Consider the following 26540-nt stretch of genomic DNA (forward strand, 5'->3'; position numbering starts at 1 on the left):
GCAAGAGTACGCCGATGGGGGCGTCGGCAACACCCCGGGTCGGCCGGGAAGGGGCGGCGGGCACCGCGCGGCCGGTTCAGCCCGCGCCGGAGCGGTAGAAGGGCACCGCGACCTGGTCGATCAGGTCCGTGATCTCCTCGTCCGTCCATTCGCTTCCGCATACCTTGCTGCGGTACATCATCATCGCGGGGATGACGTCGAAGGCGAGGGCGCAGAGGGCGTCGGGACGGACCTCACCGCGTTCGATGCCTCGGCCCAGGACCTGCCTGATGAGCGAGGTGGACGGGGCGATCACGCCGTTGAGGATCACCGACTGGAAGCGCTCGGCCGTATCGGCGTCGCATTCGTGAAGGACCGCGCGCAGCGCGGAGCCCGAGGTGGAGAGCATGGCGTCGCGGAGCCGGCAGCAGAGCTGGAAGAGGTCGTCGCGGACGTTCCCGCCGTCGGGGGCGTCACCGATCGGGGGCAGGGCGCTGCGGAGCGCCTCCGCGACCAGTTCCTCCTTGGAGGACCAGCGCCGGTAGACGGCGGCCTTGCCGGTCTGGGCGCCGGCCGCGACCCCTTCCATGGTCAGACCGCTCCAGCCGACCGTGCTGAGCCGCTCCAGCGCGGCGTCGAGGATCGCGCGCTCCAGAACGGGTCCGCGGCGGCGCGGGGCCACCACCGGCTGCCGGGCGGCGGCGGCCGATCGCGAAGTAGCCATGAGTTTCACTCCATCGGAAACGGGGCGGGTCGGGGTGGCTCGACGGACCGGGGCGGGAAAGGCGGGTAACCCGCCGGCCGGTTCGGGGGATCGGGACACCGCGCGACGACGAGGACTCAGTGAACGCTTGCGTTCCTTGAGGGGGATTCACTACCGTAGACGCAACAGTGAACGGATGCGTTCACTAATTCATTTGTGGGGGAACCGTAGTGACCACCTCTCAGTTAGAAGCACGGAGCGGGCCGGGTGCGGCACGCCGGCAGGGCCGACCGGGGATCGCCCTGGCCGTCATCGCCGCCTGTCAGTTGATGGTTGTGCTGGATTCCACGATCGTCAACATCGCCCTCCCGCACATCCAGAACGCACTCAGCTTCTCGACCACGGATCTTTCGTGGGTCCTCAGCGCGTACACGCTCACCTTCGGCGGACTGCTGCTGCTCGGCGGACGGGCCGGCGACATCCTGGGCCGCCGCCGGGTGTTCCTGACCGGCATCCTGGTCTTCACCCTGGCCTCGCTGCTCGGCGGTTTCGCCCAGGAGCCCTGGCAGTTGCTGGCGGCCCGCGCGCTCCAGGGCATCGGCGGCGCCATCGCCTCACCCACCTCGCTCGCCCTCATCACCACGACATTCCCCGAGGGCCCCGAACGCAACCGCGCCTTCGGCGTGTTCGCCGCGGTGTCCGCGGGCGGAGGCGCCATCGGCCTGCTCGGCGGCGGAGTGCTGACCGAATGGCTCGACTGGCGCTGGGTCTTCTTCGTCAATGTGCCGATCGGTGTGCTGATCGCCGTCCTGACCCCGATGTACATCAACGAGTCCGAGAAGCACCCGGGCCGATTCGACATCGCCGGGGCCCTCACCTCGACGCTCGGTATGGCCTCGCTCGTGTACGGCTTCATCCGGGCCTCGGAGCAGGGCTGGCGGGACTCCCTCACTCTGGGCTCGTTCGGCGCCGCGGTGATCCTGCTCGCCTCGTTCGTCCTCATCGAGATGCGGGCCAAGGAACCGATCACGCCCCTGCGGATGTTCGCCGACCGCAACCGCTCCGGCACGTATGTGATCATGCTCAGCCTGGCCGCCGCCATGTTCGGCATGTTCTTCTTCATCGTGCTGTTCGCCCAGAACGTCCTGGCGTACTCGCCGATCGAGGCCGGTCTGGCGTTCCTGCCCGTGACCGTCGCGATCGTGGTGGGCGCGGGGCTCTCGCAGCGGTTCCTTCCGGTGCTGGGCCCGAAGCCCTTCATGGTCACCGGTGCCTCGTTCACGGGCGTGGGCCTCATATGGCTGACGTTCATCTCGCCGGACAGTTCGTACCTCTCCGGCGTCCTCGGTCCGATGCTCGTGTTCGGTGTCGGCATGGGGCTGAACTTCGTGACCCTCACCCTGACGGCGGTCTCCGGTGTCGCCCCGCACGAGGCGGGTGCCGCCTCCAGCCTGCTCAACGCCAGTCAGCAGGTGGGCGGTTCACTGGGGCTGTCCATCCTGGTCACCGTCTTCGGCACGGCCAGCCGCGACGAGGCGGAGAAGCAGGTCCCGAAGTTCCTGGCCGAGGCGTCGCCGGAGCAGAAGGCCGAGTTCGCCAGAACCCATGAGCTGCCCGGAAGCTGGGGCCACACCGTGCTCGCCCAGGGCATATCGACCGCCTTCCTGGCCGCGGTGGCCATGGCCGCCCTCGCCCTGCTGACGGCCGTGCTGGTGATCCGGGTGCGCAAGAGCGACCTGGACGCGCTCAGCGGGAACGCGGCAGCCGGAGGGCCGGTCGCATAGGAGCGTGCGGACCACGGCGAGTCCTCCGGTCGACGCGGGCATCGCGCCGACCGGAGGGACACCGCACCGGACCGGTCCGAACGGGGATCAGTACGGGTCGTAGGGGTCGTACGGCTCGTCGCTCCCGCCTCGGCGGTCGCCGTTGTCGCCCGTGCTCAGGGATCCGCAGTCCCGCAACCGGTGGACCGGCTCCCAGTCCCCCAGGATGTCCCGGGCCCTGGCCTCGCCCCAACTCGTGGCGTACCACGGTTCGTCCGAATCGCGCAGCCCCCGCTGGATCTCCTCCAGGGCACAGGAACGCAGAGGCTCGGGCAGGGTGTTCAGCGCGGGGACCGCGTCGGCCGAGAGACCGCGGAGGTAGGCGATGTCGATGGAATGGTCGTCGCGGTAGCGCTGGACGTTCTGTTCGGCGATGAGGCCGTCGGGTGAGACGAGCCCGAAGACCAGGACGCCGAGGGCCGCGCTCGCCGCGACGGCGCGCGGCAGCATCCGGGCCCCGAAGACGCCGGCGGCCATGATGAGGACCAGCACCACGCCCAGCCAGAGTTCGACGGCGGCCACGGAGATCCGCAGCCGCGTCAGTCCGTATGCGTCGACGTAGAGGTCCATGCGTCGCAACGCCGAGGCGACGACGACGAGCGTGAGCAGGCAGAGCGTGCCCAGGACTCCTCGGACCAGAGTGCGGTCGTTGGGACCGCCGCGCGGTGCCCAGCGCAACGCGAGCGCGATGACCAGGAGGGTGAGCAGCGTGGCCCAGAGCAGTTGCCAGAAGCCCTGGCGGGCGTACTCGGAGTAGCTGAGATCGGTCTCGGCCATCACCTTGTCGTAGCCGCCGAGCAGCACCGTGAGCTGAATGGCGAGGAAGGCGGCGAAGAGCAGATTCAGGACAATCAGCGGCAGGGCCCATTCCAGCCGTCCGCGCGGCTTGCCCGGCTCCGTCGTCAGTCCGTCCCAGTGCACGGGCGCGGCAGCGGTGTACGCGGCGGCGAGTGCGCCGACCAGACCCAGCAGGCCGAGGAAGAACCGCCACGGGCTGTCGCTGATCGACACATCGGGCATCAGATCGCCGAGAACGTCGGCGAAGGCGGCGTCGGCGCTCGCGAAGAGCGCGCCGAACACGATGAGGAGCACGACCGCGACGGCGGCGGAGCGCAGGACGACGCCCCAGCGGCCCCGGGAACCGGTCATCCGGGCGCGCACACCCCGTGCCGCCCAGCCCAGCGCGTCGGCGAGAGACGTGAGGACCCCCAGGGAGCCGAGGAAGACCCCGATCCAGCTGCGGCTTCCGTGCAGCGCCAACGAGCCGAGCGCGAAGGCGGACACGATGGCGAGGAAGCTCGGCCAGCCGGCGTCCCTGAGGGCAGGCACGGCGAGCAGGGCGAGTCCGCCGACCGCCCAGACAGCGGTCCAGGGCCGCAGTCGTCGCGTGGTCGAGCGGACCGCGAAGTACGTGGCGAGCGCTGCGGGGATCGCCACGAAGAGCAGGTTCAGGCCGATCCCGTCGCCGAGGAGCGCGGCGCTCAGCAGCGCGGTCGCGAGCCCGGACCAGAGGGTGCCGACGGGAATGGTGCCGGGCGCGCCCGTGCGGAGCCGCGGGACGTCCGACGGGGTCGTCCGCGCGGTCCCGTTCGGCCTGCCCCAGGGGTCCTTGCCGGCGGCGGGTTGTCCCTGGCGGGCGTAGGCGGGGATGCTCGGCGGCTCCGGGACCGGGGACGGTGCGCCGTGCGTCGCGGTGGGTTGGGGCGCCTGCGGCGGCGCGGCCTCGGCGGCCGGCGCGGTCGTAGCGGTCGGCGCGGCCGGGGAAGCGGGCGCCGCAGCGGTGGAGGCTTCCGTTCCGCCCGTCTGCGGGGCAGGAGCCGTCTCGGCGTCTCGCGCGCCCTGCCCACCCGCGGAGACCGGGCCCGATGAACCTTCCGGGCTCGGCGTCCGGGGCGCGGACGGGTCCGCGTCCGGTGACGGTTCCGGACCCGTCGTCCCGGCCAGGGACGGAGCGGGTGCCGGGGCCGGTGACGGCGACGGGCCGGGCGCCGGCTCCGGCGCGTCATTCGGGCCCACGGCGGCGGGCGGCGTGGACGCGCGCTCCGGCCGGGGCGGCTCTGGTATGTGGTCGGACACGGGACCCCTCCCCACCGGGGTCCGCTCGCGCGGCCACTGGCCGCGCTGTCCCCCGGCGTCTCATTCGATGCGCGCCGTCGAGATGATCACCGAGGGCGGCGTGGCCGAAAGAGTAACCCTGTGCGAGCGGTGTCAGCCGTTCGCGGCGGGGCTGTGGCAGGACCGTGACAGTCGAAACGTGAACCGGGTGCCGCGCGTGGACGCGGCTGCGCCCGCCCGAGCCGTCCGGACGGGCACCACCGGGAGAGAGCGGTCCGGTACTAGCCGGTCGTCCAGTCGGGCACGTCCTCCGTCTGGGCGACCCAGGCCGCCGGAGGCGCACCCGTGGACCCGGCGGCGACCACTCCGCCGACGATCGCGCAGGTCGTGTCGACGTCTCCGCCCGCCTGGGCGGTGACCCAGAACGCCTGCTCGAAGTCCCCGAGGCCGCGCGCCGCGGACCAGAGGGCGAAGGGGACGGTGTCGTGGGCGCTGGTGCGGCGGCCGTTGCCGAGGACGGCGGCGACCGTGCCCGCGTCGTCGTAGTCCAGCATGTCGCGGGCCCTGCGCAGCCCGGCGCCGACCGCGCTGCGGGGCACCAGAGCGATCACGCCGTCCAGCAGGTCCGTCGCCGGCGGAGGGCCCGAGGGCGAGGCGGCGAGGGCCGCGGCGGCCGCGACCGCCATCGCCCCGACCACGGCCTCGCGGTGCTGGTGCGTGGTGTACGAGGAGATCTCCGCCTGGTGCGTCGCCTGCTCGGGGTCGTCCGCGTACCAGGCTCCGAGGGGCGCGATGCGCATCGCCGAGCCGTTGCCCCACGATCCCTGGCCCTGGAACAGCGAGGAGGCGAGTTCGCGCCAGTCACCGCCTTCCCGGACCAGCCTGAGGAGACGGTTCACGGCGGGGCCGTAACCGCGGTCGAAGTCGTGGTGGGTCGCGAAGGAGTGGGCGAGGGCGTCCTGGTCGATCCGGCCGTGCCGGTGCAGCACGGCCACGACCGAGGCGGCCATCTCGGTGTCGTCGGTCCACTGCCAGGGACCGGGCGGCAGCGCGCGGTCCTTCAGGAGCGGATAGTTGGCGGGCACGAAGAACTGGGAGCCCAGGGCGTCTCCCACGGACAGGCCGCGCAGGCTGGCGAGGGCGCGGTCCACGCGCTGGTCGGAAGTGGATTCGGTCATCGTTTCCACTCTATCCGGTGATGCCGTAGGGCTCAGGTGTGCGCCAGCGCTCGAAGGGCCGGTCCAGGGTGTACCGCCCGTCCTTGCCGAGGAGCAGCGTCCGGGACTCCCCGTTGCCGGGATTGGACAGTGATTCGAATTCGGCGACCGACCAGTGGAACCAGCGCATGCAGAACAGGCGCATGGTCAGTCCGTGGGTGACGAGCAGGACGTTGGGCGGGTGGTCGGGGTCCTCGAAGCTGCGGTGCAGGCTCTCCAGGAAGGCGCCGACGCGGTCGTACACGTCGGCGCCGGACTCGCCCTGCGCGAAACGGTAGAAGAAGTGCCCGTAGGCGTCGCGGTAGGCCTTCTGGAGCCGCACGTCGTCGTGGTCCTGCCAGTTCCCCCAGTCCTGCTCGCGCAGTCGGGGCTCCTCGCGCACCCTGACCCGCTCCAGGTCCAGTCCGAGCGAGCGGAACGTCTCGTGGGTGCGGCGGTAGGGCGAGATGTACACGCTGACCCGCTCGTCGCCGAAGAGCTCGCGCAGCCGCGCCCCGGTCTCGCGGGCCTGCCGCAGACCGGTCGAGGTGAGTCTCAGCGCGTGGTCGGGCTCGCGCTCGTAGACGGTGTCGTCGGCGTTGCCCTCGGACTCCCCGTGCCGGACGAGGACGATGCGTTGCGGTCGTGCCATGACTCGACCCTAGATCGAGTCGGCACGGTTCGAGCAATTGTCCGGAAATCGATGCCGCGCGGCATCGACGGAACCCCCTCCGTCACACCGTCCACGAAGCTCACACCGTCCACGACGGTTCGAGTTGGACGACGTCGCCGGCCAGGGCCGCCACGTCCTCCTCCAGCTGGGCACGTTGCGACAGCCGGTCGACGCTTCCCGGCCGGTACTTCCCGCGTTCGGCGCCGGACTGCCACATGGACAGGACCAGGAACTCGTGGCCGGGCGCCTCTCCGAAGACCCCGCGCACCATCCCGGGCGATCCGGCCATCGCCGGGTTCCACACCCGTTGCTGCATCAACGCGAAGTGGTCGACCCGCTCCTCGTGCACCGTGCTGTGCGCCACCCTGATCACGTCGACGTCGCCGAAACCGGGCTCGAATCCGGTCTTCACGTCGAAACGGTGCTCGAACAGCCTCACCTGGACATCCGTGCAGGTCCCCGCCTGTGCGGCGGCCAGGGCGTCGTGCCCGCGTGCCATGAAGGAGTCGTAGAAGACCCGGTTCTCCCAGAAGGCGAAGACATGCGCCACCTCGGGCCTGGTGCGGCTCCAGCCGCCGCCCTGCCCCCTGAAGCCCGGCTCACCCAGCAGCCCCGCCCACTTCCGCTGCCCCCGCTCGAAACCACGACGGTCCACCACGTTGCAGCGAATCCACTTGACCAGCACCGCGCCATCGTACGGGCCCCGGACGTGGCATGGGTCACGCTCGGACGGAGTACGTCAGAACCGGTCAGCACCGCCGCGCGGAGGACCGAGCGGCGGTGGCCCGAATACGCCCATGGAACCCAAGGCGGTTGGTTCCACGGACCGTTACGGACATCATCGGGTGGTAAAACCGGAGCGACGGCCCCGTGTGAAGGAGCGAAGTCGGATGAGCACTCCGAACAAGGACATCGAAAAGGTCGAGGTCCGGCTCAAATGGGATCCCAGCCCCCACGGCGAGCCCGATCACGACCTCGACATCATCGCGGCGACCTATCCGGCGGACGATCCCTACGGTGACCCCGCGTACCTGGTGCACTTCGACAGCCGTGCTCCCGACGGCACGATCACCCTCAACCGCGACAGCAGGACCGGACAGGGCCTCGGTTACGACGAGAGCATGACGGTGGAGCTGCACCGGGTCTCGGAGTCGTACGGCCGGGTCGTCGTCGGCGTCGCCATACAGCAGCGGGACGGGCGCAGGACCTTCGCCGAGGTGGCGAACACCGGTGTCCAGATCCGCGAGGGGTACACCGTCCTGGCGGAGGACGACTTCTCGTCCGTCGGCACGGCGACGGCCGCCGTGGTCGCCGAGTTCGTCAGGGACCCGTCGGGGGCGTGGCGGCTCCACGGCGCGGTACGCGGATTCGACGGGGACGCCGACACGTTCGCCGCCTCCATGGGGAAGCGCCCGCCCGGAGCCTGAACGCGGGGGCGCGGCGGCGCCGGGACCGTATCGTCCGGGCCGCGCCCCACCGCCCGAACGGCCCGCGCGGTCACCCGGGGTCCGGTGGTCGGCCGGAACGCTCGTCCGGAATGATCACACCATGAACGAGGACACGTGGGCCCGGGTGGCGGAGGCCGTCGAATCGCATGTCCGGGACTTCTTCGCCGGCCACTCCGTCGACGTCGTCGACTACGACGTCGGGGCGGAGCGGCGGTGGGCGCTCCCCGGTCTGCGCGTGCTCGTCGTGGGTCCCGGCCCGCGTGACTCCGGCTGGGCGTACGTGACCGCCGGCTGCGGCTTCGTAGCCGGCCCCGGGGAGCAGGGGCTCGAGTTCGTGATGACCGCGCGGGTCCGCGACCGGCGCTTCATCGATCTCGTGGCGATGACCGCCTTCTACCATCGCAGCGGGCACCCACTCGGCCTCCGGCACAGCATGCCTCTGGGCGAGCCGTGGCTGCCGGGCTCGTCCTGCGACCATGTGCTGATCACGCTGCCGTACCTCCACGGCCCCGGTCTGGAGCACTGCCCCGTCCCCGGTGGCCGTGCCCGCGTCCTGTGGGTGCTGCCCGTCACCGCGGCCGAGATCGACTTCCGCAGGGAACACGGGCACGAGGCGCTGGAGCAGCTCTTCGACGACGTGGGGATCGTCCCGACCGACCCGTTCCGGGCCTCGGTCGTCTGAGCGCGGGTGACCGGCACGGGCACCGGCCGGTGGACTTCGGCCGGGTGTCGGCCGGCAGACGTGGGAGAGGGAGCCGCCAGGTGGTCGGCTCCCTCTCTCATCGGCAGGTCAAGGGCGTCCGCGGCCGATGCTCAGCGAGGCATCGGCCGCGGGTGCGCCCGCTGTCAGCTGCAGCCGCTGGTCGAGCCGCAGCCCTCGCAGATGTAGCAGGAGCCGGCGCGCTGCATCTTCGTACCGCAGGAGAAGCAGAGCGGGGCGTCCGCGCTGATGCCGAGCTGCATCTCGACGAGTTCCGCCGAGGTGTGCGCGGTCTTCGGGGCGGGGGTCTCCGCGCCGAGGGGGGCGACGGCCTTCAGGGGCTCCGCCTGGACGGGGGCCGACTGGGACAGGCTCTCGGCCTCCAGCTGCTCCTCCTCGAAGGTCGGCTCGTAGGAGCCGGTGTCGAGGTGGCGCTGACGCTCCTCGGCGGAGTGGATGCCGAGGGCCGAGCGGGTCTCGAAGGGCAGGAAGTCGAGCGCCAGGCGGCGGAAGATGTAGTCGACGATCGACTGCGCCATCCGCACGTCCGGGTCGTCCGTCATACCGGCCGGCTCGAAGCGCATGTTGGTGAACTTCGAGACGTAGGTCTCCAGCGGAACGCCGTACTGGAGGCCCACCGAGACGGCGATGGAGAAGGCGTCCATCATGCCGGCGAGGGTGGAGCCCTGCTTGGACATCTTCAGGAAGACCTCGCCGAGACCGTCGTCCGGGTAGGAGTTGGCGGTCATGTAGCCCTCGGCGCCGCCCACCGTGAAGGAGGTGGTGATGCCGGGACGGCCCTTGGGGAGACGCTTGCGGACCGGGCGGTACTCGACGACCTTCTCGACCGCGGTACGGATGGTCTCCTCGGCCTTGGCGGTGACGGCCTCCTTCTCCTTCTCCTTGGTCTTCGCGGAGAGGGGCTGGCCGACCTTGCAGTTGTCGCGGTAGATCGCGAGCGCCTTGACGCCCATCTTCCACGCCTCGAAGTAGACCTCCTCGACGTCCTCGACGGTGGCTGTCTCGGGCAGGTTCACCGTCTTGGAGAGCGCGCCGGAGATCCACGGCTGGATGGCCGCCATCATGCGGACGTGGCCCATCGCGGAGATGGAACGCTCGCCCATCGCGCAGTCGAAGACCTCGTAGTGCTCGGTCTTCAGGCCGGGGGCGTCGATCACATTGCCGTGCTCGGCGATGTGGGCGACGATCGCCTCGATCTGCTCCTCCGGGTAGCCCAGGCGGCGCAGGGCCTGCGGGACCGTGCCGTTGACGATCTGCATCGAGCCGCCGCCGACGAGCTTCTTGAACTTGACCAGGGCGAGGTCGGGCTCCAGGCCGGTGGTGTCGCAGGACATCGCGAGACCGATGGTGCCGGTGGGCGCGATGACCGAGGCCTGCGCGTTGCGGAAGCCGTTCTTGGCGCCGAGCCGGAGGACGTCCTGCCATGCCTCCGTCGCGGCGGCCCAGATCGGGTTGTCCAGGTCGTCGCCGTGGACGGCGGCGGCGTTGGCGTCGGCGTGCTGCTTCATGACGCGCTGGTGCGGCTCGGCGTTGCGGGCGTAGCCGTCGTACGGGCCGACGACGGCGGCCAGCTCGGCGGAGCGCTTGTACGAGGTCCCGGTCATCAGCGAGGTGATGGCACCGGCGAGCGCCCGGCCGCCGTCGCTGTCGTAGGCGTGGCCGGTCGCCATCAGCAGGGCGCCGAGGTTGGCGTAGCCGATGCCGAGCTGGCGGAAGGCGCGGGTGTTCTCGCCGATCTTCTCGGTCGGGAAGTCGGCGAAGCAGATGGAGATGTCCATCGCGGTGATGACCAGCTCGACGACCTTGGCGAAGCGCTCCGAGTCGAAGGACTGGTTGCCCTTGCCGTCGTCCTTGAGGAACTTCATCAGGTTCAGCGAGGCGAGGTTGCACGAGGTGTTGTCCAGGTGCATGTACTCGCTGCACGGGTTCGAGCCGTTGATCCGGCCGGACTCCGGGCAGGTGTGCCACTGGTTGATGGTGTCGTCGTACTGGATGCCGGGGTCGGCACAGGCCCAGGCCGCCTCGGCCATCTTGCGGAAGAGGGACTTGGCGTCGACCTCCTCGATGACGTCACCGGTCATCCGGGCGCGCAGCCCGAACTTCCCGCCGGACTCCACGGCCTTCATGAACTCGTCGTTCACGCGGACCGAGTTGTTGGCGTTCTGGTACTGGACGGACGTGATGTCGTCACCGCCCAGGTCCATGTCGAAGCCCGCGTCGCGCAGGGCGCGGATCTTCTCCTCCTCCTTCACCTTGGTCTCGATGAAGTTCTCGATGTCGGGGTGGTCGACGTCGAGGATGACCATCTTGGCCGCGCGGCGCGTGGCGCCGCCCGACTTGATGGTTCCCGCGGAGGCGTCGGCACCGCGCATGAAGGAGACCGGACCGGAGGCGTTGCCGCCGGAGGAGAGCAGTTCCTTGGAGGAGCGGATCCGGGAGAGGTTCAGGCCGGCGCCGGAGCCGCCCTTGAAGATCATCCCTTCTTCCTTGTACCAGTCGAGGATCGACTCCATGGAGTCGTCGACGGCCAGGATGAAGCAGGCGGAGACCTGCTGCGGCTGGGGCGTGCCGACGTTGAACCAGACGGGAGAGTTGAAGCTGAAGATCTGGTGCAGGAGGGCGTACGCCAGCTCGTGCTCGAAGATCTCGGCGTCGGCGGGGGAGGCGAAGTAGTGGTAGTCCTCGCCGGCCTTCCGGTACGTCTTCACGATCCGGTCGATCAGCTGACGCAGACCGGTCTCGCGCTGGGGAGTGCCGACGGCCCCGCGGAAGTACTTGCTGGTGACGATGTTGACCGCGTTCACCGACCAGAAGTCGGGGAACTCGACGCCACGCTGCTCGAAGTTGATCGAGCCGTCGCGCCAGTTGGTCATGACGACGTCACGACGCTCCCAGACCACCTCGTCGTACGGATGCACTCCGGGGGTGGTGTGGATGCGCTCGATACGCAGGCCCTGCTTGGTCGCAGTCGACTTGGCTCCCTTACCTCGGGAACCTCGTGCCGGGCCGCTCGCCGTCTCTGTCATGCCGCCTCCCATATGTGGGCAAAAACGCCCTGAAGTGCCGAGAACTTCCCCGGGCACAGTCTGTCTCTGATGCCTCGGACGCCACGCACAGCATCCGGAGCAGGTCTATGTACCGTCCGGCCGCCGGTCGTCGGACCGGGCGGGCGGACAGGTGGTGCCGCTCAGTCGGCGGCGACGGCGGGAACGGGGACCTCGAGGGTCTCGCCGGTCCCGCGGGTTTGCGCGGGAGGCCGTCCATCGCGGAGCTCCGCGATGGCGGCCTCGAAGTCTTCCAACGTGTCGAACGCCCGGTAGACGGACGCGAACCGCAGGTACGCGACGAGGTCGAGTTCCTGCAGGGGGCCGAGGATGGCCAGGCCCACGTCGTGGGTGGTCAGCTCGGCGCTGCCGGTGGCGCGCACCGCCTCCTCGACCCGCTGGCCGAGCTTGGCGAGCGCGTCCTCGGTGACCGGCCGCCCCTGGCACGCCTTACGGACGCCGGAGATGACCTTGGTGCGGCTGAAGGGCTCGGTGACACCGCTGCGCTTGACCACCATGAGCGAACACGTCTCCACCGTCGTGAAACGGCGGGAGCAGTCGGGGCACTGGCGGCGCCGGCGGATCGAGGTCCCGTCGTCGGTGGTGCGACTGTCGACGACCCGGCTGTCGGGGTGCCTGCAGAAGGGGCAGTGCATGGCTCCCAACCCTCCTTCACAGCACGACTGAATAGCCTCTTCAGGCCCGGCGACGGGCCCTCGAAGCGGTCTCAAGCATAGGCGATGACCACACCCCCGATGGACGGGGACCACAACTTCTGGGTGGCTGGAGCAATCCAACCACTAGATCTTGGGTTGGGCCGCGCATTTGGCCCTAGCGCGTGTCGCGCGCCCCGGGCGGCCGGAAGGCAGCGTACGGCCGACCACGAGGGTACGGGAAGCGCGCTGCGCCACCGATCGCGGGGCACCCCCTCCCGGACCCCCCGGACCACTCGGGAGACAGCGCGCGGAACCCCTGGGGCATTCCCGGAAACCACCCCCGCGCCCTCGCACCTCGCGGGCGCACGCTAGCGTGATCGTCCGAATTGCCCGCTGGTCCGCCCGCACGCATAGAGGGGCCCCGCCGAGAGGCGGCACGGCGTCGCTCATACACCTCACGTCGAACCCCTGGCAGACTTTTATTCGTTTTTCACTCGAACGTGTGTTTGGCGCAACCTTTCGAAAGCTACTACCGTTGTCCAGCTAGGGAGACCATTCGAGAGGGGCCGACGTGACCACCACCGCAGACAGTGCCATCATCACTGCCCAGGACCGCTCGCAGAGCCGACTCGAGCCGGTGCATGCCATGAATGACTCAGTCACGAACGCGGAGGAGCCCGCGCGCCCAGCGCGCTCGCTCCCCGGACGGCCTCCCGGAATCAGGGCGGACAGCTCGGGGCTCACGGACCGGCAACGGCGCGTGATCGAGGTCATCCGGGATTCCGTCCAGCGGCGGGGCTACCCTCCGTCGATGCGAGAGATCGGCCAGGCGGTCGGTCTGTCCAGCACCTCGTCCGTCGCCCACCAGCTGATGGCGCTGGAGCGGAAGGGTTTCCTCCGCCGCGACCCGCACCGCCCCCGTGCCTACGAGGTGCGCGGCTCCGACCAGCCGAGCACGCAGCCCACGGACACCACCGGCAAGCCCGCCGCCTCGTACGTGCCGCTGGTCGGCCGGATCGCCGCCGGTGGCCCGATCCTCGCCGAGGAGTCGGTCGAGGACGTGTTCCCCCTCCCCCGCCAGCTGGTCGGCGACGGCGAGCTCTTCGTGCTGAAGGTCGTCGGTGACTCGATGATCGAGGCCGCGATCTGTGACGGGGACTGGGTCACGGTGCGCCGCCAGCCGGTCGCGGAGAACGGTGACATCGTCGCCGCAATGCTGGACGGCGAGGCCACGGTGAAGCGGTTCAAGCGCGAGGACGGCCATGTGTGGCTGCTCCCGCACAACGCCGCGTACCAGCCGATCCCCGGCGACGAGGCGACCATCCTCGGCAAGGTCGTGGCAGTGCTGCGCCGGGTGTGAGGCAGAGCCGCACACCACCCTCCGAGCACATCCGACGGGGCCCTTGAGGGCCGGCTGCGTCTGCCGGTCCCCAAGGGCCCCGTCGCGTGCGCCATGAGCGGTCCCGGGCGCCCCCGGGCCGCGTACGGGCCGGCTCTCCGCCCTCCCGTACGCGCCCGGCGACCCCCGGCTACTTCCCGTCGGCCTTGGCCGCCGCGTCGATCGCGGCGAGCGAGCGGCGCGCCTGGTTGCGGTCGGTCGTGTACCAGAAGTCGGGGAGCGAGGCCCGCAGATAGCTGCCGTAGCGCGCGTTGGCCAGCCTGGGATCGAGCACGGCGACGACACCCTTGTCGCCCGTCGCCCGGACGAGACGGCCGGCGCCCTGCGCCATCAGCAGCGCCGCGTGGGTCGCCGCCACGGCCATGAACCCATTGCCGCCGGCCTGCTCGACCGACTTCTGCCGGGCACTCATCAGCGGGTCGTCGGGGCGCGGGAACGGGATCCTGTCCATGACCACCAGCTGGCAGCTCGGGCCCGGGACGTCGACGCCCTGCCAGAGCGAGAGCGTGCCGAAGAGGCAGGTCTCCGGGTCGGCCGCGAAGTTCTTGATCAGCTCGCCCAGGGTCTCCTCCCCCTGGAGCAGGATCGGCTTGTCCAGCCGGCCGCGCAGCTCCTCGGCGGCCGCCTTCGCCCCCCGCATCGAGGAGAACAGGCCCAGGGTGCGCCCTCCGGCGGCCTCGACCAGCTCGGCCAGCTCGTCCAGCATGTCGGTCCGGGAACCCTCCCGGCCCGGGGTCGCCAGATGGCGGGCGACGTACAGGATCCCCTGCTTCGGGTAGTCGAAGGGCGAGCCGACGTCCAGCCCCTTCCACTGCGGGACGTCGTCGCCGGTGGTGCCCTCCGGCGAGAGGCCCAGCGAGGCGCCCACCCCGTTGAAGTCCCCGCCCAGCTTGAGCGTCGCGGACGTCAGCACCACGGAGCGCTCGGAGAAGAGCTTCTCGCGCAGCAGCCCCGAGACGGAGAGCGGGGCGACCCGCACCGAGGCGCCGAAGCGGTCGTCCCGCTCGTACCAGACCACGTCGTACTCCGAGCCCTGGGTGATGCGCTCGGCCACGCCGTGGATCGTCTCCACCGAGGCCAGGGCCTGCTTGCGGACCACGTCCTCGTCCTGGACGGACTTGTCGCGGGTGGAGCCCAGCGCGGTGATCACCGTACGGGCGGCGTCGCGCAGCGCCATGAGCGCGTACCCCAGGTCTTCCGGGACCTCTTCCAGGCGGCCGGGCAGCGCCAGCTCCATGACTCGTTCGAAGCCCTCGGAGGCGGTCTGCAGGGCGTCGGCCGCCTTCTCGTTGACCAGCTTCGCCGCCCGGCGCACCGCGCGGTTGACCTGGCCGGGCGTGAGCTCGCCGGTGGCGACGCCGGTGACGCGGGAGACCAGCTCGTGCGCCTCGTCGACGATCAGGACCTCGTGCTGCGGGAGGACCGGGGCGCCCTCGATGGCGTCGATGGCCAGGAGCGCGTGGTTCGTCACCACGACATCGGCGAGCTTCGCCCGCTCCCGGGCCTGTTCGGCGAAGCACTCCGCTCCGTACGCGCACTTGGAGGCGCCCAGGCATTCGCGCGAGGAGACCGAGATCTGGCCCCAGGCCCGGTCCGAGACACCGGGCGTGAGGTCGTCCCGGTCGCCTGTCTCCGTCTCGTCCGCCCAGTCCCGCATGCGCAGCAGGTCCTGGCCGAGCTTGCTCGACGGGGCCGCCGCCTCGAAGGGGTCGAAGAGCCCTTCCTCCTCGTCCTGCGGCACGCCCTCGTGGAGGCGGTGGAGGCAGAGGTAGTTCGACCGGCCCTTCAGCATGGCGAACTGCGGACGGCGGCGCAGCAGCGGATGGAGGGCGTCGACCGTCCGGGGAAGATCGCGCTCCACGAGCTGCCGCTGGAGCGCCAGGGTGGCCGTGGCCACCACGACGCGCTCGCCGTGCGCCAGAGCGGGCACCAGATAGCCGAGCGATTTGCCCGTGCCGGTGCCCGCCTGGACGAGCAGGTGGGATTGGTCGTCTACGGCCTCGGCGACGGCACCGGCCATGGCGGCCTGGCCGGGCCGCTCCGTACCGCCGACGGCGGTCACGGCGGCGTGCAGGAGCTCGGGGAGGGTTGGCTTCGTCATAGCCGGGCCAGCCTACGGGGCGCCACTGACACCGACGGTCATTCCTGGACTCAGGGGGCGGGGTGCAGCGGGTTGGCGACGCTGCCGTGGACCGCCGCGTGCGGGCGGGCGGGCCGGTCGCGGTAGCCGTCCACATGCAGGCGGTTGCGGTTGAGACAGAGGCGCTCGATCCGCGGCGTCAGCATGTCGAACAGCTCGAAGCGTTCCTTCAGCTCCGGGAACCGGGCGTGGTGGCGCAGGATCTCCGCCCGCACGAGTGACCAGAAAGCGTCCTCCGGGACGCCCAGCTGTTCCTCGCAGAGCGGGGAGAGGAAGCGGAAGACGCCGGTGAAGAGGCCCGAGTGGATGAACTGGGTGAGGAAGGAGGGTTCCTCGGTGAGCAGGACGTCGCGCACGTCGCGGGGCATGGTGTCGTGCTCGGGCAGCGGCCGGGCGCTGACGTTCACGTCGTCGACGAAGTCCTTGATCGCCAGCCTGACGGGGACGTCGTTCCCGTCGAAGACGACGATGGCGTTCTCTCCGTGCGGGGAGAAGACGGTGCCGTAGCGGTAGAGGAAGTGCAGGAGCGGCGGCAGGAGCGCGGCGAAGAGCCGGGTGAGCCAGGCGGTGGGGGTGAGTCCCGAGCGGGCAACCAGCTCCGCGGTGAAGGAACGGCCCCGAGGGTCCGTGTGCAGCAGGGCGGCGAGGGTGCGGGCCCGCTCGCCGGGGGCGAGGCGCGGCGGCAGCGGCTCGCGCCAGATCGCGCCGAGGATCTCCTTGTATTGGTAGGGCGTCTCGGGGAGGTGGTCGTAGAGCGGGTGCTCGACCGTGACCGAGGCGACCTCTCCCAGGAGGATGACGCCGCAGGTGTCGCGGAGGAAGGGGTCGTTGTCGCACAGGCCCTGGACCCATGCGGTGACGGCGGGGGCGGCGACGGTGCGTTCGGTCGGCAGGCCGCGCCAGACCAGGGTGTTGAGGATGGAGAGCGGGAGCTTGACCGTGTGCCGGTCGGGGCGGGCGACATTGGCGAAGGTGCGGATGGACTGCTGGGGCAGGCGCAGGTCCTCGTCGGCGTGGAGGGGCACGATGTCGCCCGCCGCGATGGCCGGGGCGAACAGCGGCACGATCCACTCGTCCCACTGCCAGGGGTGGACGGGGAGGAAGAGGTAGCCGTCGGGGTCGTGGCCCCGCTCGCGCAGCGACGCGGCGAAGGAGGCGCGGATGCGCGGTTCCAGCTCCCGGGCGTAGAGCGTTTCGCGGTCGGTGAGCGGGCCGGTGCCCCGGTATTCGGCGATCCGCTCGGAGACGGCGATCCACGGCAGGGTGACGGGGGTGCGGGCCTCGGGCGCGTAGCGGGAGGCGTCGGTGGCGGAGAAGCCGAGCCGCCCTTTGTTGGCGACGATCCACGGATGGCCGGTCTGGTGGCCCTCCAGCGCGGCGTAGTCGAGGTCGGCCAGCTCGGCGGCGGACAGCGCCCGGTGGTCGAGGCGGGCGTCGGCCGCGAGCGTGGTCGTCAGCTCGCGGACCAGGTGGCCGAGGGTGGCGCCGTCCAGACCGAGGAGCCGCCGGGACCGGGCGAGGAACCGCAGGGGGTCGTGGAAGGGGACGCTGTCCGCCTCGGGATCGTCCACCGCTCCGCCGGCCGCCGCTCCCCCTGTCCCGTCCGCCGCTCCCCGGGCCCTGGCCGCGGCGGCGGCCGCCTCGGCTTCCGTGGCGGCGATGCCCGCCGCGCGGATGGACTCGGGCGCCACGCGCCAGCTGCCGTAGACCCCGCGCCGTGCGGTGAAGCGGAGGCTCCCGCCGTCGTCGAGGACCAGGCTGTACGCGTCGTCCCCGACGGCCCGGGGCACGGGCCGGATCACCTCCTCGTACGCGAACTCGCCGAGCATCTTGGCGAGCATCCGGGCGGCGGCCCGGTCCCAGACCGCCGGGTTGAGCTCCGGGGTGCTGAGCAGCACGGGCGAGGGGGCCGCTGCGTCACGGCTCACGGGATATTTCGGCACGGGGACTCCTCAGGGGACCGACGGGATGCGAGCGGTGCGGTGAAGGGTTCACAACTGGGCACGGTGGGCTCGGTCGCGGACCATCAGCGCGGCCCGCTTCTCCGGGAGTGCGAACTCCGCGGAGTAGCGGAATCCGGCGCCGAGGAAGGCGGAGACGGACGGGGTGTTGCGGACGTCGGGTTCCGCCACGACGCGGGTGCAGCGCGGGCGGTGGTCCAGAATGAGGTCGGCGACGGCCCGCAGCAGGAGGGCGCCCAGGCCCCGGCCCCGGTGGGCGGCGGAACCGATGAGCACATGGATGCCGGTGTCGTGGGGGCGGATCGGGCCGTAGCGGGCCAGCCGGTCGAGGTCGGCGCGGTAGATCTCCCAGTAGCTCATCGGGACGCCGGCGAGGACGCCGAGGCAGGGCACGCTGCGGCCGTCGCCGTCGAGCTGGGGGGCGAGGTGCGCGGCCGTGACGCTCTCGTCCCCGGCGAGCTCCCAGAAGGCCGCCACGGCCGGGTCGTTCATCCAGCCGGTGAGGGTGGGCAGGTCGCGTTCCAGCGTCGCGGGGACGAGCTGGAACGCGCCGGCCGGTGTGGGGACGGACGGCCATGCGCCGGGCCGGTCGAGGAGGCCGGGGTCCCGCGCGCCACGCCGGGGCGCGGGCGCCTCCGTCCCCAGCAGCGCGAGGGGTCCCGCCGTGAGCCGGGGCTCCGGTGTGTCCTCGGTGCCCGGACCCGGCAGTGGGGCGGGGCCGGGGCCGGTGGGCGCATCGGCGGGTGGCACGGCGGGGCTCTCCTCTCTCGGAGGTACGGACGGTTCCCGGCGCGGGCGGGGGCCGGTGCTCAGCCGTGCAGCGGGTTGCCGACGGAGACGTAGACGGACTGGGTGTCGACGGGTCCGACCAGTTCGTCGAGGCCCTGGAGGCGGGTCAGCATGTTGGCCTTGCAGCGCAGTCGGGGGGTTTCCAGGAGGTGGACGGGGAGCGGGGATCCGGTGGCGGTGACGGCGGCCGAGCCCAGGAAGCGCCGGAAGGCGGCGAGGAGCACCTGTTCGTCGGCCAGGCGCTGGGCACCGAACGCTCCGATGAGTCCGAAGACGTTGTTGATGCCCAGGTAGTACGCGAAGCGTTCGTCGGTGACGGCGTCGGAGACGAAGGTGTCGCTGGCCGCTCCGATGCCCGGGAGACGGTGGTCGAGCGCGGGGCGGTGGGATTCGCGGAAGTAGTAGCCCTGATTGTCACGGTAGCGGCCGCCGACCGGCCAGCCCTCGGCGTCGAGCAGGACCAGGGTGTTCTGCTGGTGGGCCTCCAGGGCGACTCCGGCATGGCCGTCGAGCCAGAGGACGGGGTGGACGACCCGGTCCAGGTAGCGCAGGAACCACTCGGCCGCGACGGCGGTCGTGGAGCGGCCGGTGGCGGAGGCCAGCCGGCGGACGACGTCGGTGAGGCGGGAGCGCATCTCCGGGCGGTCCGGCCAGGGGCGCGGCGCGGTGAGGGCGGCGATGCAGACCGCGTCGTCGTTCCGGCCGAAGGGGTTGTGACGGAGCATCAGGTCAAGACCGGGGACGGGATCGCCCTCCGGGGAGTCGACGGCGAGCCAGGCGGGGTCGCGGACGATGTCGAAGCCGGGGTGCGCGTCGCGCCAGACCCGGTCGAGGCCGGTGCGCAGCAGGCGGTGGACCTCGACACCCCGGTGGAGTTCCTTGCGGAGGTTCTCCCGGCGGGAGTTGGTGATGCGGACGCCGAGGGAGAGTTTGAGCATGAGATCGGTGCCGGGGCGCTGGACCGTGCGGACCGAGGAGGTGGGGTGCCAGGCGGGGCCGTGCGAACCGAGGTCGTGAAGGAGTCCGCAGTCCGCGAGGGCGGCGACCTCCGGGCGGCTCATCAGGTCGCGGGCCTGCCAGGGGTGGAGCGGGAGCGGCACGGTGCCGGCGGGGAGGAGCAGCCCCTCGGCGTGCCGGGCGACCAGCTCGGCCGCCGGGATCGTACGGCCGCGGACGGTCCACGCGGAATCGGTGGCCAGGACGGACCGGTCGACGGCCGTCCAGTGCAGGGGGAACGAGCCGTGCGTCTCGGGCGAGTAGAGGCGGGACTCGGTGTCGGAGAGTCCTTCCCGGCTCTTGGGCGAGGGGTGCAGGGGGTGGCCGAACAGGAGCGACTGCTCGGCGGTGAGGAAGAGGTCGGCGGTGGCCGGGGCGGCGGGGCGGCGGCGCCTCACCTCGATGAACCCGGCGGTGCGCCGCACCGAATCGGCGACCCTGCCGACCATGTCGGCACTCTCGCGGTGGCCGCCCTCCCGGCCGAGCAGGGCGGCGACGGTGACCGCGTCGACGGTGGGCGCGTCGACGGGGGCGGTCTCCAGGGCGGGCGGGCCGAAGCGGTGCCAGCCGGTGGCGGACCAGTGGCGTACGGGGACGAGCAGGGCGGTACCGCTGGCGGGGAGCGGGACGCGCAGGGTGTCGCCCTCGGGGCGGGGCAGGTCCCGTTCGCGGACCCAGCAGCGGAGCAGGTTCTCGATGCCGGCGGCGTCGGCGGCGCGGAGCGGATCGGGGTGGTCCAGGGGGTCGGTGGACTGTGCCGGGGCGTGGGACACGGTCCTGGAGGTGTGCCACTGGGCGTGCGGCACCTCCTTCTGGCGCGGCACGGTCGACGGTTCCACGGCGAGCTGGCCTGCTGGCTCGGCTTCTCCCCGGTGGTGGGTGCAGGTCGGGCCGTCGGCCTCGGGCGCGGGGGTGGGGTTCACGGCGGTCTTTCTGTGGGGGTGTGCGGAATCAGCGGACCGACCCGGTCGCGGCCCGTCGGTACGGGGAGCGCTCGGCGGCGGCCAGCGCGTCGGCGAGGCGGTCGACGACCGCCGCCGCCTGTTCGTCGGTGAGCGTGAGGGGCGGGAGCAGGCGGACGACCGTGGAGTGGCGGCCGCCCAGCTCGACGATGAGTCCGCGGCGGAGGCATTCCTGCTGGACGGCGGTGGCGAGGGCCGGGTCGGGCGGGGCGGCGCCCGTGGTGTCGGCGGGTGCCTCCGGGTCGACCAGCTCCACGCCGATCATCAGACCGCGCCCCCGGACGTCACCGATGCTCGGGTGGTGTCCGGCCAGGGAGCGCAGTCCGGCGAGCATCCGGGCGCCGAGTTCGGCGGCGCGGCGGTCGAGGCGGTTCTCCCGGACGTAGGAGAGGGTGGCGGCTCCGGCGGCCATCGCGAGCTGGTTGCCCCGGAAGGTGCCGGCGTGGGCGCCGGGCTGCCAGGTGTCGAGTTCCGCGCGGTAGACGACGACGGCGAGCGGCAGGGAGCCGCCGATGGCCTTGGACATGACCATCACGTCGGGGACGGTGCCGCTGTGCTCGACGGCCCAGAAGGCCCCGGTCCGGCCGACGCCGGTCTGCACCTCGTCCGCGATCAGGGGGATGGAGCGGGCGGCTGTGATCGCACGCATCCGGCGCATCCAGCCGTCCGGGGCGGGGTTCACGCCGCCCTCGCCCTGGACGGGTTCGAGGATCATGCCGGCCGGGGTGGGGGTGCCGCTCTTGGGGTCGTCGAGCACGCTCTCCGTCCAGCGCGCGGCCAGCTCCGCGCCGCGCTCGCCGCCGGTGCCGAACGGGCAGCGGTAGTCCTGCGGGAAGGGCAGCCGGGTCACCCGGACGTCCTCGGCGCCGCCGGACGCGGCGAGGGCGCCCGCCGTCATCCCGTGGTACGCGCCGGTGAAGGCCAGCAGCCCGCTGCGGCCGGTGGCGGCGCGGACCAGGGTGAACGCCGCCTCGACCGCGTCCGTTCCGGCGGGGCCGCAGAACTGGATGCGGGCGTTGTCCGCGAACTCCCGGGGCAGGGTGGCGAACAGTTCGGTGGTGAAGGCGTCCTTGACCGGGGTGGCGAGGTCCAGGACATGCAGCGGGGCGCCGGAGTCGATGACCTTTTTGATGGCTTCGAGGACCACCGGGTGGTTGTGCCCGAGGGCCAGCGTGCCCGCCCCGGACAGGCAGTCCAGATACCTCCGCCCGTCCGCGCCCTCGATGGTCAGCCCGCGCGCCCGCACCGGAACGATGGGCAGCGAGCGCGCGTAGGTGCGCGCGGACGACTCCCGCAGCGACTGACGGCGCAGGATGCCCTCGTGCGGCGCCGGGTGCGGTGCCGGAACTGGTTCGGTCACGGCCACGGCTGTTGTTCCTCCCGCTGTAACAGTTGCGTTGCACGTCGGCACGATTCCGTACGGACGGACCGCACGGGTGAACCCTGTCTGCGTGTCCCCCGTACGTACCAACGACGCCGGGGGCCGGAGATCACGGGGAAATCCGAAGATCCTCGCGGAACGGCGCCCTGCCGCACTCCGGCGTCGGCGGCACCGGCATAGTGGGGGGGCCGTGCCGTGGCCCGGGACGCCTCCCGGCGGCCGCGGCGTGTCCGCCCGGGGGTGAGCCGCCGTCCGGCGGACCGGGTCCTGACGGGCCGCACGCGCAGTACGGAAACGCCGAGTTACGAAGTCCCAGGGGGATCACCAGATGCGACTCATACGACCAGGGTTCACCGCACGCCGGGGCAGGGGCGCGCGCCGCGCGCCCTCCCCCGTGCTGGCCGTCGCCGCGGTCACCGCGGTCCTCGCCCTCACCGCGACGGCCTGCGGGCCGGACGAGGAGAAAGCGGCGTCCGAGCCGAGCAGCAGCGCCACGGGCTCGTCGTCGGACGGGAAGATCACCGTTCCGGACGATCTGAAGAACCGGCTCAAGCAGCACGGGATCGACCTCGACCAGTGGAAGAACGGCGAGTGGAAGAACTGGGACAAGGACACCTGGCTGCGTGAGGCCAAGGACTTCGTCAACCCGATCATCGAGGGGCTCTGGGACGGGGACCGGATGCGGGACGCCGACAAGGCGCCCGAGCAGCCCGTCGACAACGACATCTCCGGCGACGCGGGCGTGACGGACCCGACGCCCGCGCCGGTGCGGGCCGTGGGCGTGCGGACACCGCTGCACGACGCCGCCCCGGAGTCGGGGAAGCTGTTCTTCGACAGCCCCGAGGGCTCCATGGTCTGCTCGGCGACCGTGGTGCGGGACCCCGCGCACCCGGGCAAGTCCAACCTGGTGTGGACGGCGGGCCATTGCGTGCACGCGGGCAAGAAGGGCGGCTGGTACCGGAACATCGCCTTCGTGCCCTCGTACAACAACACGGGCCTGTCCATCGACGAGCTGCGCGAGAACCCGCCCAAGGAGAAGATCGCGCCCTACGGCGTGTGGTGGGGCTCCTGGGCGCAGACCTCGCAGCAGTGGATCGACCAGGGCGCCTCGGTCGGCGGCCTCGGCGCGCCGTACGACTTCGCCGTGCTGCACGTGACGCCCGAGAAGGGGTCGGACGGCAAGTCCCTGGAGGAGACCGTCGGTTCGGCGCTTCCGGTCGAGTTCAACGCCCCGGCGGTGCCCAAGATCGCCGCGATGACGGCGACCGGCTTCCCGGCGGCCCCGCCGTACGACGGCCAGAAGCTCTACCGCTGCCAGGACAAGCCGGGCCGGCTCTCGCTGACCGAGGACGACCCGACGATGTACCGCATCGGCTGCTCGATGACCGGCGGGTCCTCCGGCGGCGGCTGGGTCGCGACCGGGCGGGACGGCAAGCCCGCGCTCGTCTCCAACACCTCCATCGGCCCGGTGACGGCCGGCTGGCTGGCCGGACCGCGCCTGGGCAAGGAAGCCAAGGGCGTCTACGACGCGGTCAGCAAGAAGTACGCGGGCGAGTGACACCGGATCTCCGTCCGCCCGGGGGCGGATGACGTTCCCTCAGGGGCCTTCGGCGTGCGTCGGCCGAGGGCCCCTGAGCCGCTTCGCGCCGCAGACGTGGCGTCGAACACCCTTCCGCCCGTCATAGGGTGGTGCCCGCACCGCGGCCGGCATGCGGCCGGCCCGCTCTGCGGCATGACACGTTCATGCCACTTTCCATGTTTTCAGGGGGATTTTCACCATGCGATCCATACGTCCGCTGCTCACCGCGGCCGGACTCGTCGCCGCGCTCACGCTGACGGCCACCGCCTGCGGTCCGGAGGAGGACCAGGCGTCCGCCAAGCCGAGCGCCTCGGCCTCGGCGGCCAAGGACGGCTCCGGCGGTCTGCCCGACGGTCTGGCCGACACGCTCAAGAAGCACGGCGTCGACCTCGACAAGTGGAAGAACGGCGAGTGGAAGAACTGGGACAAGGAGACCTGGCTGCGTGAGGCCAAGGACTTCGTCAACCCGGTCATCGAGGGGCTGTGGAAGCCCGACCGGATGAAGTCCGCCAAGGACCCCGCCAAGACCATGTCCGCCGGTGACTTCTCCGGCGACCAGGGCGTCACCGACCCCGAGCCCAGGCCGGTCCGGGCCCAGGCCGAGAAGACGCCGTACCACAACTACGCCGCGCCGGTCGGGAAGGTCTTCTTCGACTCGCCCGAGGGCTCCATGGTCTGCTCGGGCACCGTCGTCAAGGACCCGAAGAACCCGGGCAGGTCGAACCTCGTCTGGACGGCCGGCCACTGCGTCCACGCCGGTTCCAAGGGCGGCTGGTACCGCAACATCGTCTTCGTGCCCGCGTACAACGACAAGGGCAAGGACGCCGCGGCGCTGGAGAGCGCGCAGCAGTACGAGATCGCCCCGTACGGCGCGTACTGGGCGGACTGGGCCGCGACCTCGGGCGAGTGGATGCGCGACGGCGGTCCCACCGGCGGCGAGGGCGCCCCGTACGACTATGCGGTGCTGCACGTGAAGCCGGAGAAGGGCACCAAGTCCCTGGAGGAGACCGTGGGCAACGCCCTGCCGGTCAACTTCGACGCCCCCGAGGTGGCGCAGATCAGCGCGATGGGCGCCTGGGGCTACCCGGCCGCTCCGCCGTACGACGGTCTGATCATGCACAAGTGCGTGGACCGTCCGGGCCGGCTCTCGATCAGCCCGTCCACCCCGACGATGTACCGCATCGGCTGCACGATGACCGGCGGTTCCTCCGGCGGCGGCTGGTTCAGCGAGGCGTCGAACGGCAAGCTCGCGCTGGTGTCCAACACCTCCATCGGCCCGGTGACCTCGGGCTGGCTGGCCGGACCCCACCTGGGCGAGGGCGCCGAGCAGATCTTCACGATGATGAGCGACAAGTTCGGCGGCCGCTGACCGGCGGCCCCCGTGGCACGGTAGGCGAAAGGCCCCGCTCCCCCTGTGGGGGGCGGGGCCTTTTTCTTGTACGCGAAGGTCAGTGCACGGCGGGCACGAAGGTGGACAGCTCGGCCGCCAGCTCCTCGTGCACCCGGGCCTTGAGCAGGGTGCCCTCCGACGTGTGCTCCTCGGAGATCACCTCGCCCTCGGCGTGCACCCGGGAGACCAGTCCGCCCTGGGTGTACGGCACGAGCGCCTGGACCTCGACCGAGGGCCTCGGCAGCTCGCTGTCGATCAGCGCGAGCAGCTCGTCGATACCGGCGCCGGTCCGCGCCGACACCGCGATAGCGTGCTTCTCGTTGCGCAGCAGCCGCTGGAGGACCAGCGGATCGGCCGCGTCCGCCTTGTTGACGACCACGATCTCGGGCACCTCCACGGCGCCCACCTCACGGATCACCTCGCGCACGGCGGCCAGCTGCTCCTCCGGGACCGGATGCGAGCCGTCCACCACGTGCAGGATGAGGTCGGACTCCCCGACCTCCTCCATGGTGGAGCGGAACGCCTCGACCAGGTGGTGCGGCAGATGCCGTACGAACCCGACGGTGTCGGCGAGGGTGTAGACCCGCCCGCTGGGCGTCTCGGCCCGGCGCACGGTCGGGTCGAGGGTGGCGAACAGCGCGTTCTCCACCAGCACGCCCGCACCGGTCAGCCGGTTGAGCAGCGAGGACTTGCCCGCGTTGGTGTACCCGGCGATCGCCACCGAGGGGACCTTGTTGCGCTTGCGCTCCTGGCGCTTGATCTCGCGGCCGGTCTTCATCTCCGCGATCTCCCGGCGCATCTTCGCCATCTTCTCGCGGATCCGTCGCCGGTCCGTCTCGATCTTGGTCTCACCGGGGCCGCGAGTGGCCATGCCGCCCCCGCCGCTGGATCCGCCGCCGCCCATCTGACGGGAGAGCGACTGGCCCCAGCCGCGGAGCCTGGGCAGCATGTACTGCATCTGGGCCAGCGAGACCTGCGCCTTGCCCTCGCGGGACTTGGCGTGCTGGGCGAAGATGTCGAGGATCAGGGCGGTGCGGTCGACCACCTTGACCTTGACGACGTCCTCCAGATGGATCAGCTGGCCGGGGCTCAGCTCACCGTCGCAGACGACGGTGTCCGCGCCCGACTCGATCACGATGTCACGCAGCTCGAGGGCCTTGCCGGAACCGATGTAGGTGGCCGGGTCGGGCTTGTCGCGGCGCTGGTAGACCGCGTCCAGCACCTCGGCGCCTGCCGTCTCGGCGAGCGCGGCGAGCTCCGCGAGGGAATTCTCGGCGTCCTGCACCGTGCCCGAGGTCCAGACACCGACGAGGACCACGCGCTCCAGACGAAGCTGTCGGTACTCGACCTCGGTGACGTCTTCGAGCTCGGTGGAGAGTCCCGCGACACGCCGCAGGGCGGCGCGCTCGGAGCGGTCCAGCTGTTCGCCGTCCCGCGCTCCGTCGATCTCGTGGCTCCAGGCGACGTCCTCTTCCATCAGGGCGTCGGCCCGAAGGCTCTCGGTGAGGCTCTCGGTGACATTCTCCGTGGCACTCCGCGCGTTCCGCGCGTCCTGGGGAAGGGAAGAAGAGGAGGTCATTGGATCCTTACGTCGAAAGGAGTGGGTTTCATCAGTCACAACGCGTGACCTCCCGGGATGATTCCC

The 26540-nt window shown here is 71.4% G+C and carries 19 protein-coding genes; 6 read left to right on the forward strand and 13 right to left on the reverse strand.

Translation table 11 applies throughout. The features are described 5' to 3' along the window. Positions 1-76: 76 nt before the first annotated feature. Positions 77-703: a TetR/AcrR family transcriptional regulator gene (locus ACWCXC_RS13555; protein WP_450681944.1), complete on the reverse strand. Its 627-nt coding sequence runs from the start codon at positions 701-703 to the stop codon at positions 77-79. Positions 704-912: 209 nt separating this feature from the next. Between ACWCXC_RS13555 and ACWCXC_RS13560 the strand changes: the two genes are divergently transcribed. Continuing rightward, a complete protein-coding gene (locus tag ACWCXC_RS13560; RefSeq protein WP_450681943.1) occupies positions 913-2466 on the forward strand; it encodes an MFS transporter in 1554 nt (517 codons plus the stop codon). 87 nt (positions 2467-2553) lie between these two features. Here the strand turns inward: ACWCXC_RS13560 and ACWCXC_RS13565 are convergent, their stop codons facing one another. The 4 genes from ACWCXC_RS13565 to ACWCXC_RS13580 all read right to left on the reverse strand — a co-directional run bounded on the left by ACWCXC_RS13565 (position 2554) and on the right by ACWCXC_RS13580 (position 7114). Then, entirely contained in the window at positions 2554-4449 is a 1896-nt protein-coding gene (locus ACWCXC_RS13565; RefSeq protein ID WP_450888802.1) for a DUF4153 domain-containing protein, read from the reverse strand. A 392-nt stretch (positions 4450-4841) separates the two neighbouring features. Beyond that, the gene (locus ACWCXC_RS13570) at positions 4842-5738 is read right to left on the reverse strand and encodes an ADP-ribosylglycohydrolase family protein (RefSeq protein ID WP_450681942.1); all 897 of its coding nucleotides are present in this window, start codon (positions 5736-5738) and stop codon (positions 4842-4844) included. 10 nt (positions 5739-5748) lie between these two features. Continuing rightward, positions 5749-6408, reverse strand: coding sequence for a histidine phosphatase family protein (locus ACWCXC_RS13575; protein ID WP_450681941.1), 660 nt, complete (start codon positions 6406-6408; stop codon positions 5749-5751). A gap of 100 nt (positions 6409-6508) precedes the next feature. Continuing rightward, positions 6509-7114 carry a YdbC family protein gene (locus tag ACWCXC_RS13580; protein ID WP_450681940.1) on the reverse strand — a complete coding sequence of 202 codons (606 nt, stop codon included), beginning with the start codon at positions 7112-7114 and terminating at the stop codon, positions 6509-6511. Between the two features lie 205 nt (positions 7115-7319). Between ACWCXC_RS13580 and ACWCXC_RS13585 the strand changes: the two genes are divergently transcribed. Beyond that, positions 7320-7856 (forward strand): TerD family protein, encoded by a 537-nt coding sequence (locus ACWCXC_RS13585; RefSeq protein ID WP_450888752.1) that lies wholly within the window; start codon positions 7320-7322, stop codon positions 7854-7856. A 121-nt stretch (positions 7857-7977) separates the two neighbouring features. Then, positions 7978-8559 carry a suppressor of fused domain protein gene (locus ACWCXC_RS13590; protein ID WP_450681938.1) on the forward strand — a complete coding sequence of 194 codons (582 nt, stop codon included), beginning with the start codon at positions 7978-7980 and terminating at the stop codon, positions 8557-8559. Between the two features lie 164 nt (positions 8560-8723). Here the strand turns inward: ACWCXC_RS13590 and ACWCXC_RS13595 are convergent, their stop codons facing one another. Both ACWCXC_RS13595 and nrdR read right to left on the reverse strand, forming a co-directional pair. Further along, a complete protein-coding gene (locus ACWCXC_RS13595) occupies positions 8724-11624 on the reverse strand; it encodes a vitamin B12-dependent ribonucleotide reductase (RefSeq protein ID WP_450681937.1) in 2901 nt (966 codons plus the stop codon). 161 nt (positions 11625-11785) lie between these two features. Further along, on the reverse strand, positions 11786-12298 hold the full coding sequence (nrdR, locus tag ACWCXC_RS13600) for a transcriptional regulator NrdR (protein ID WP_383646488.1): 513 nt from the start codon (positions 12296-12298) through the stop codon (positions 11786-11788). Positions 12299-12869: 571 nt separating this feature from the next. Between nrdR and lexA the strand changes: the two genes are divergently transcribed. Then, on the forward strand, positions 12870-13658 hold the full coding sequence (lexA, locus tag ACWCXC_RS13605) for a transcriptional repressor LexA (protein WP_383646491.1): 789 nt from the start codon (positions 12870-12872) through the stop codon (positions 13656-13658). A gap of 169 nt (positions 13659-13827) precedes the next feature. On the opposite strand, the gene ACWCXC_RS13610 is transcribed toward lexA, so the two are convergent. From ACWCXC_RS13610 to ACWCXC_RS13630, 5 genes are read right to left on the reverse strand one after another with little or no spacing between them, the layout of a single operon-like run. Continuing rightward, positions 13828-15798: an ATP-dependent DNA helicase gene (locus ACWCXC_RS13610; RefSeq protein WP_450681936.1), complete on the reverse strand. Its 1971-nt coding sequence runs from the start codon at positions 15796-15798 to the stop codon at positions 13828-13830. Positions 15799-15848: 50 nt separating this feature from the next. Beyond that, positions 15849-17780 carry an IucA/IucC family protein gene (locus ACWCXC_RS13615; protein WP_450681935.1) on the reverse strand — a complete coding sequence of 644 codons (1932 nt, stop codon included), beginning with the start codon at positions 17778-17780 and terminating at the stop codon, positions 15849-15851. Positions 17781-17828: 48 nt separating this feature from the next. After that, complete coding sequence (locus ACWCXC_RS13620) at positions 17829-18548, reverse strand: GNAT family N-acetyltransferase (RefSeq protein ID WP_450681934.1); 720 nt, start codon at positions 18546-18548, stop codon at positions 17829-17831. Between the two features lie 59 nt (positions 18549-18607). Next, the gene (locus tag ACWCXC_RS13625; protein ID WP_450681933.1) at positions 18608-20506 is read right to left on the reverse strand and encodes an IucA/IucC family protein; all 1899 of its coding nucleotides are present in this window, start codon (positions 20504-20506) and stop codon (positions 18608-18610) included. 28 nt (positions 20507-20534) lie between these two features. Then, complete coding sequence (locus ACWCXC_RS13630; RefSeq protein WP_450681932.1) at positions 20535-21911, reverse strand: diaminobutyrate--2-oxoglutarate transaminase family protein; 1377 nt, start codon at positions 21909-21911, stop codon at positions 20535-20537. Positions 21912-22254: 343 nt separating this feature from the next. Between ACWCXC_RS13630 and ACWCXC_RS13635 the strand changes: the two genes are divergently transcribed. Continuing rightward, entirely contained in the window at positions 22255-23484 is a 1230-nt protein-coding gene (locus ACWCXC_RS13635) for a trypsin-like serine peptidase (RefSeq protein ID WP_450681931.1), read from the forward strand. 220 nt (positions 23485-23704) lie between these two features. Next, the gene (locus ACWCXC_RS13640; RefSeq protein WP_450681930.1) at positions 23705-24874 is read left to right on the forward strand and encodes a trypsin-like serine peptidase; all 1170 of its coding nucleotides are present in this window, start codon (positions 23705-23707) and stop codon (positions 24872-24874) included. Positions 24875-24953: 79 nt separating this feature from the next. Here the strand turns inward: ACWCXC_RS13640 and hflX are convergent, their stop codons facing one another. Next, positions 24954-26474 carry a GTPase HflX gene (gene hflX / locus ACWCXC_RS13645; protein WP_450681929.1) on the reverse strand — a complete coding sequence of 507 codons (1521 nt, stop codon included), beginning with the start codon at positions 26472-26474 and terminating at the stop codon, positions 24954-24956. Positions 26475-26540: the final 66 nt, after the last annotated feature.

This window comes from Streptomyces sp. NPDC001515, assembly GCF_053597115.1.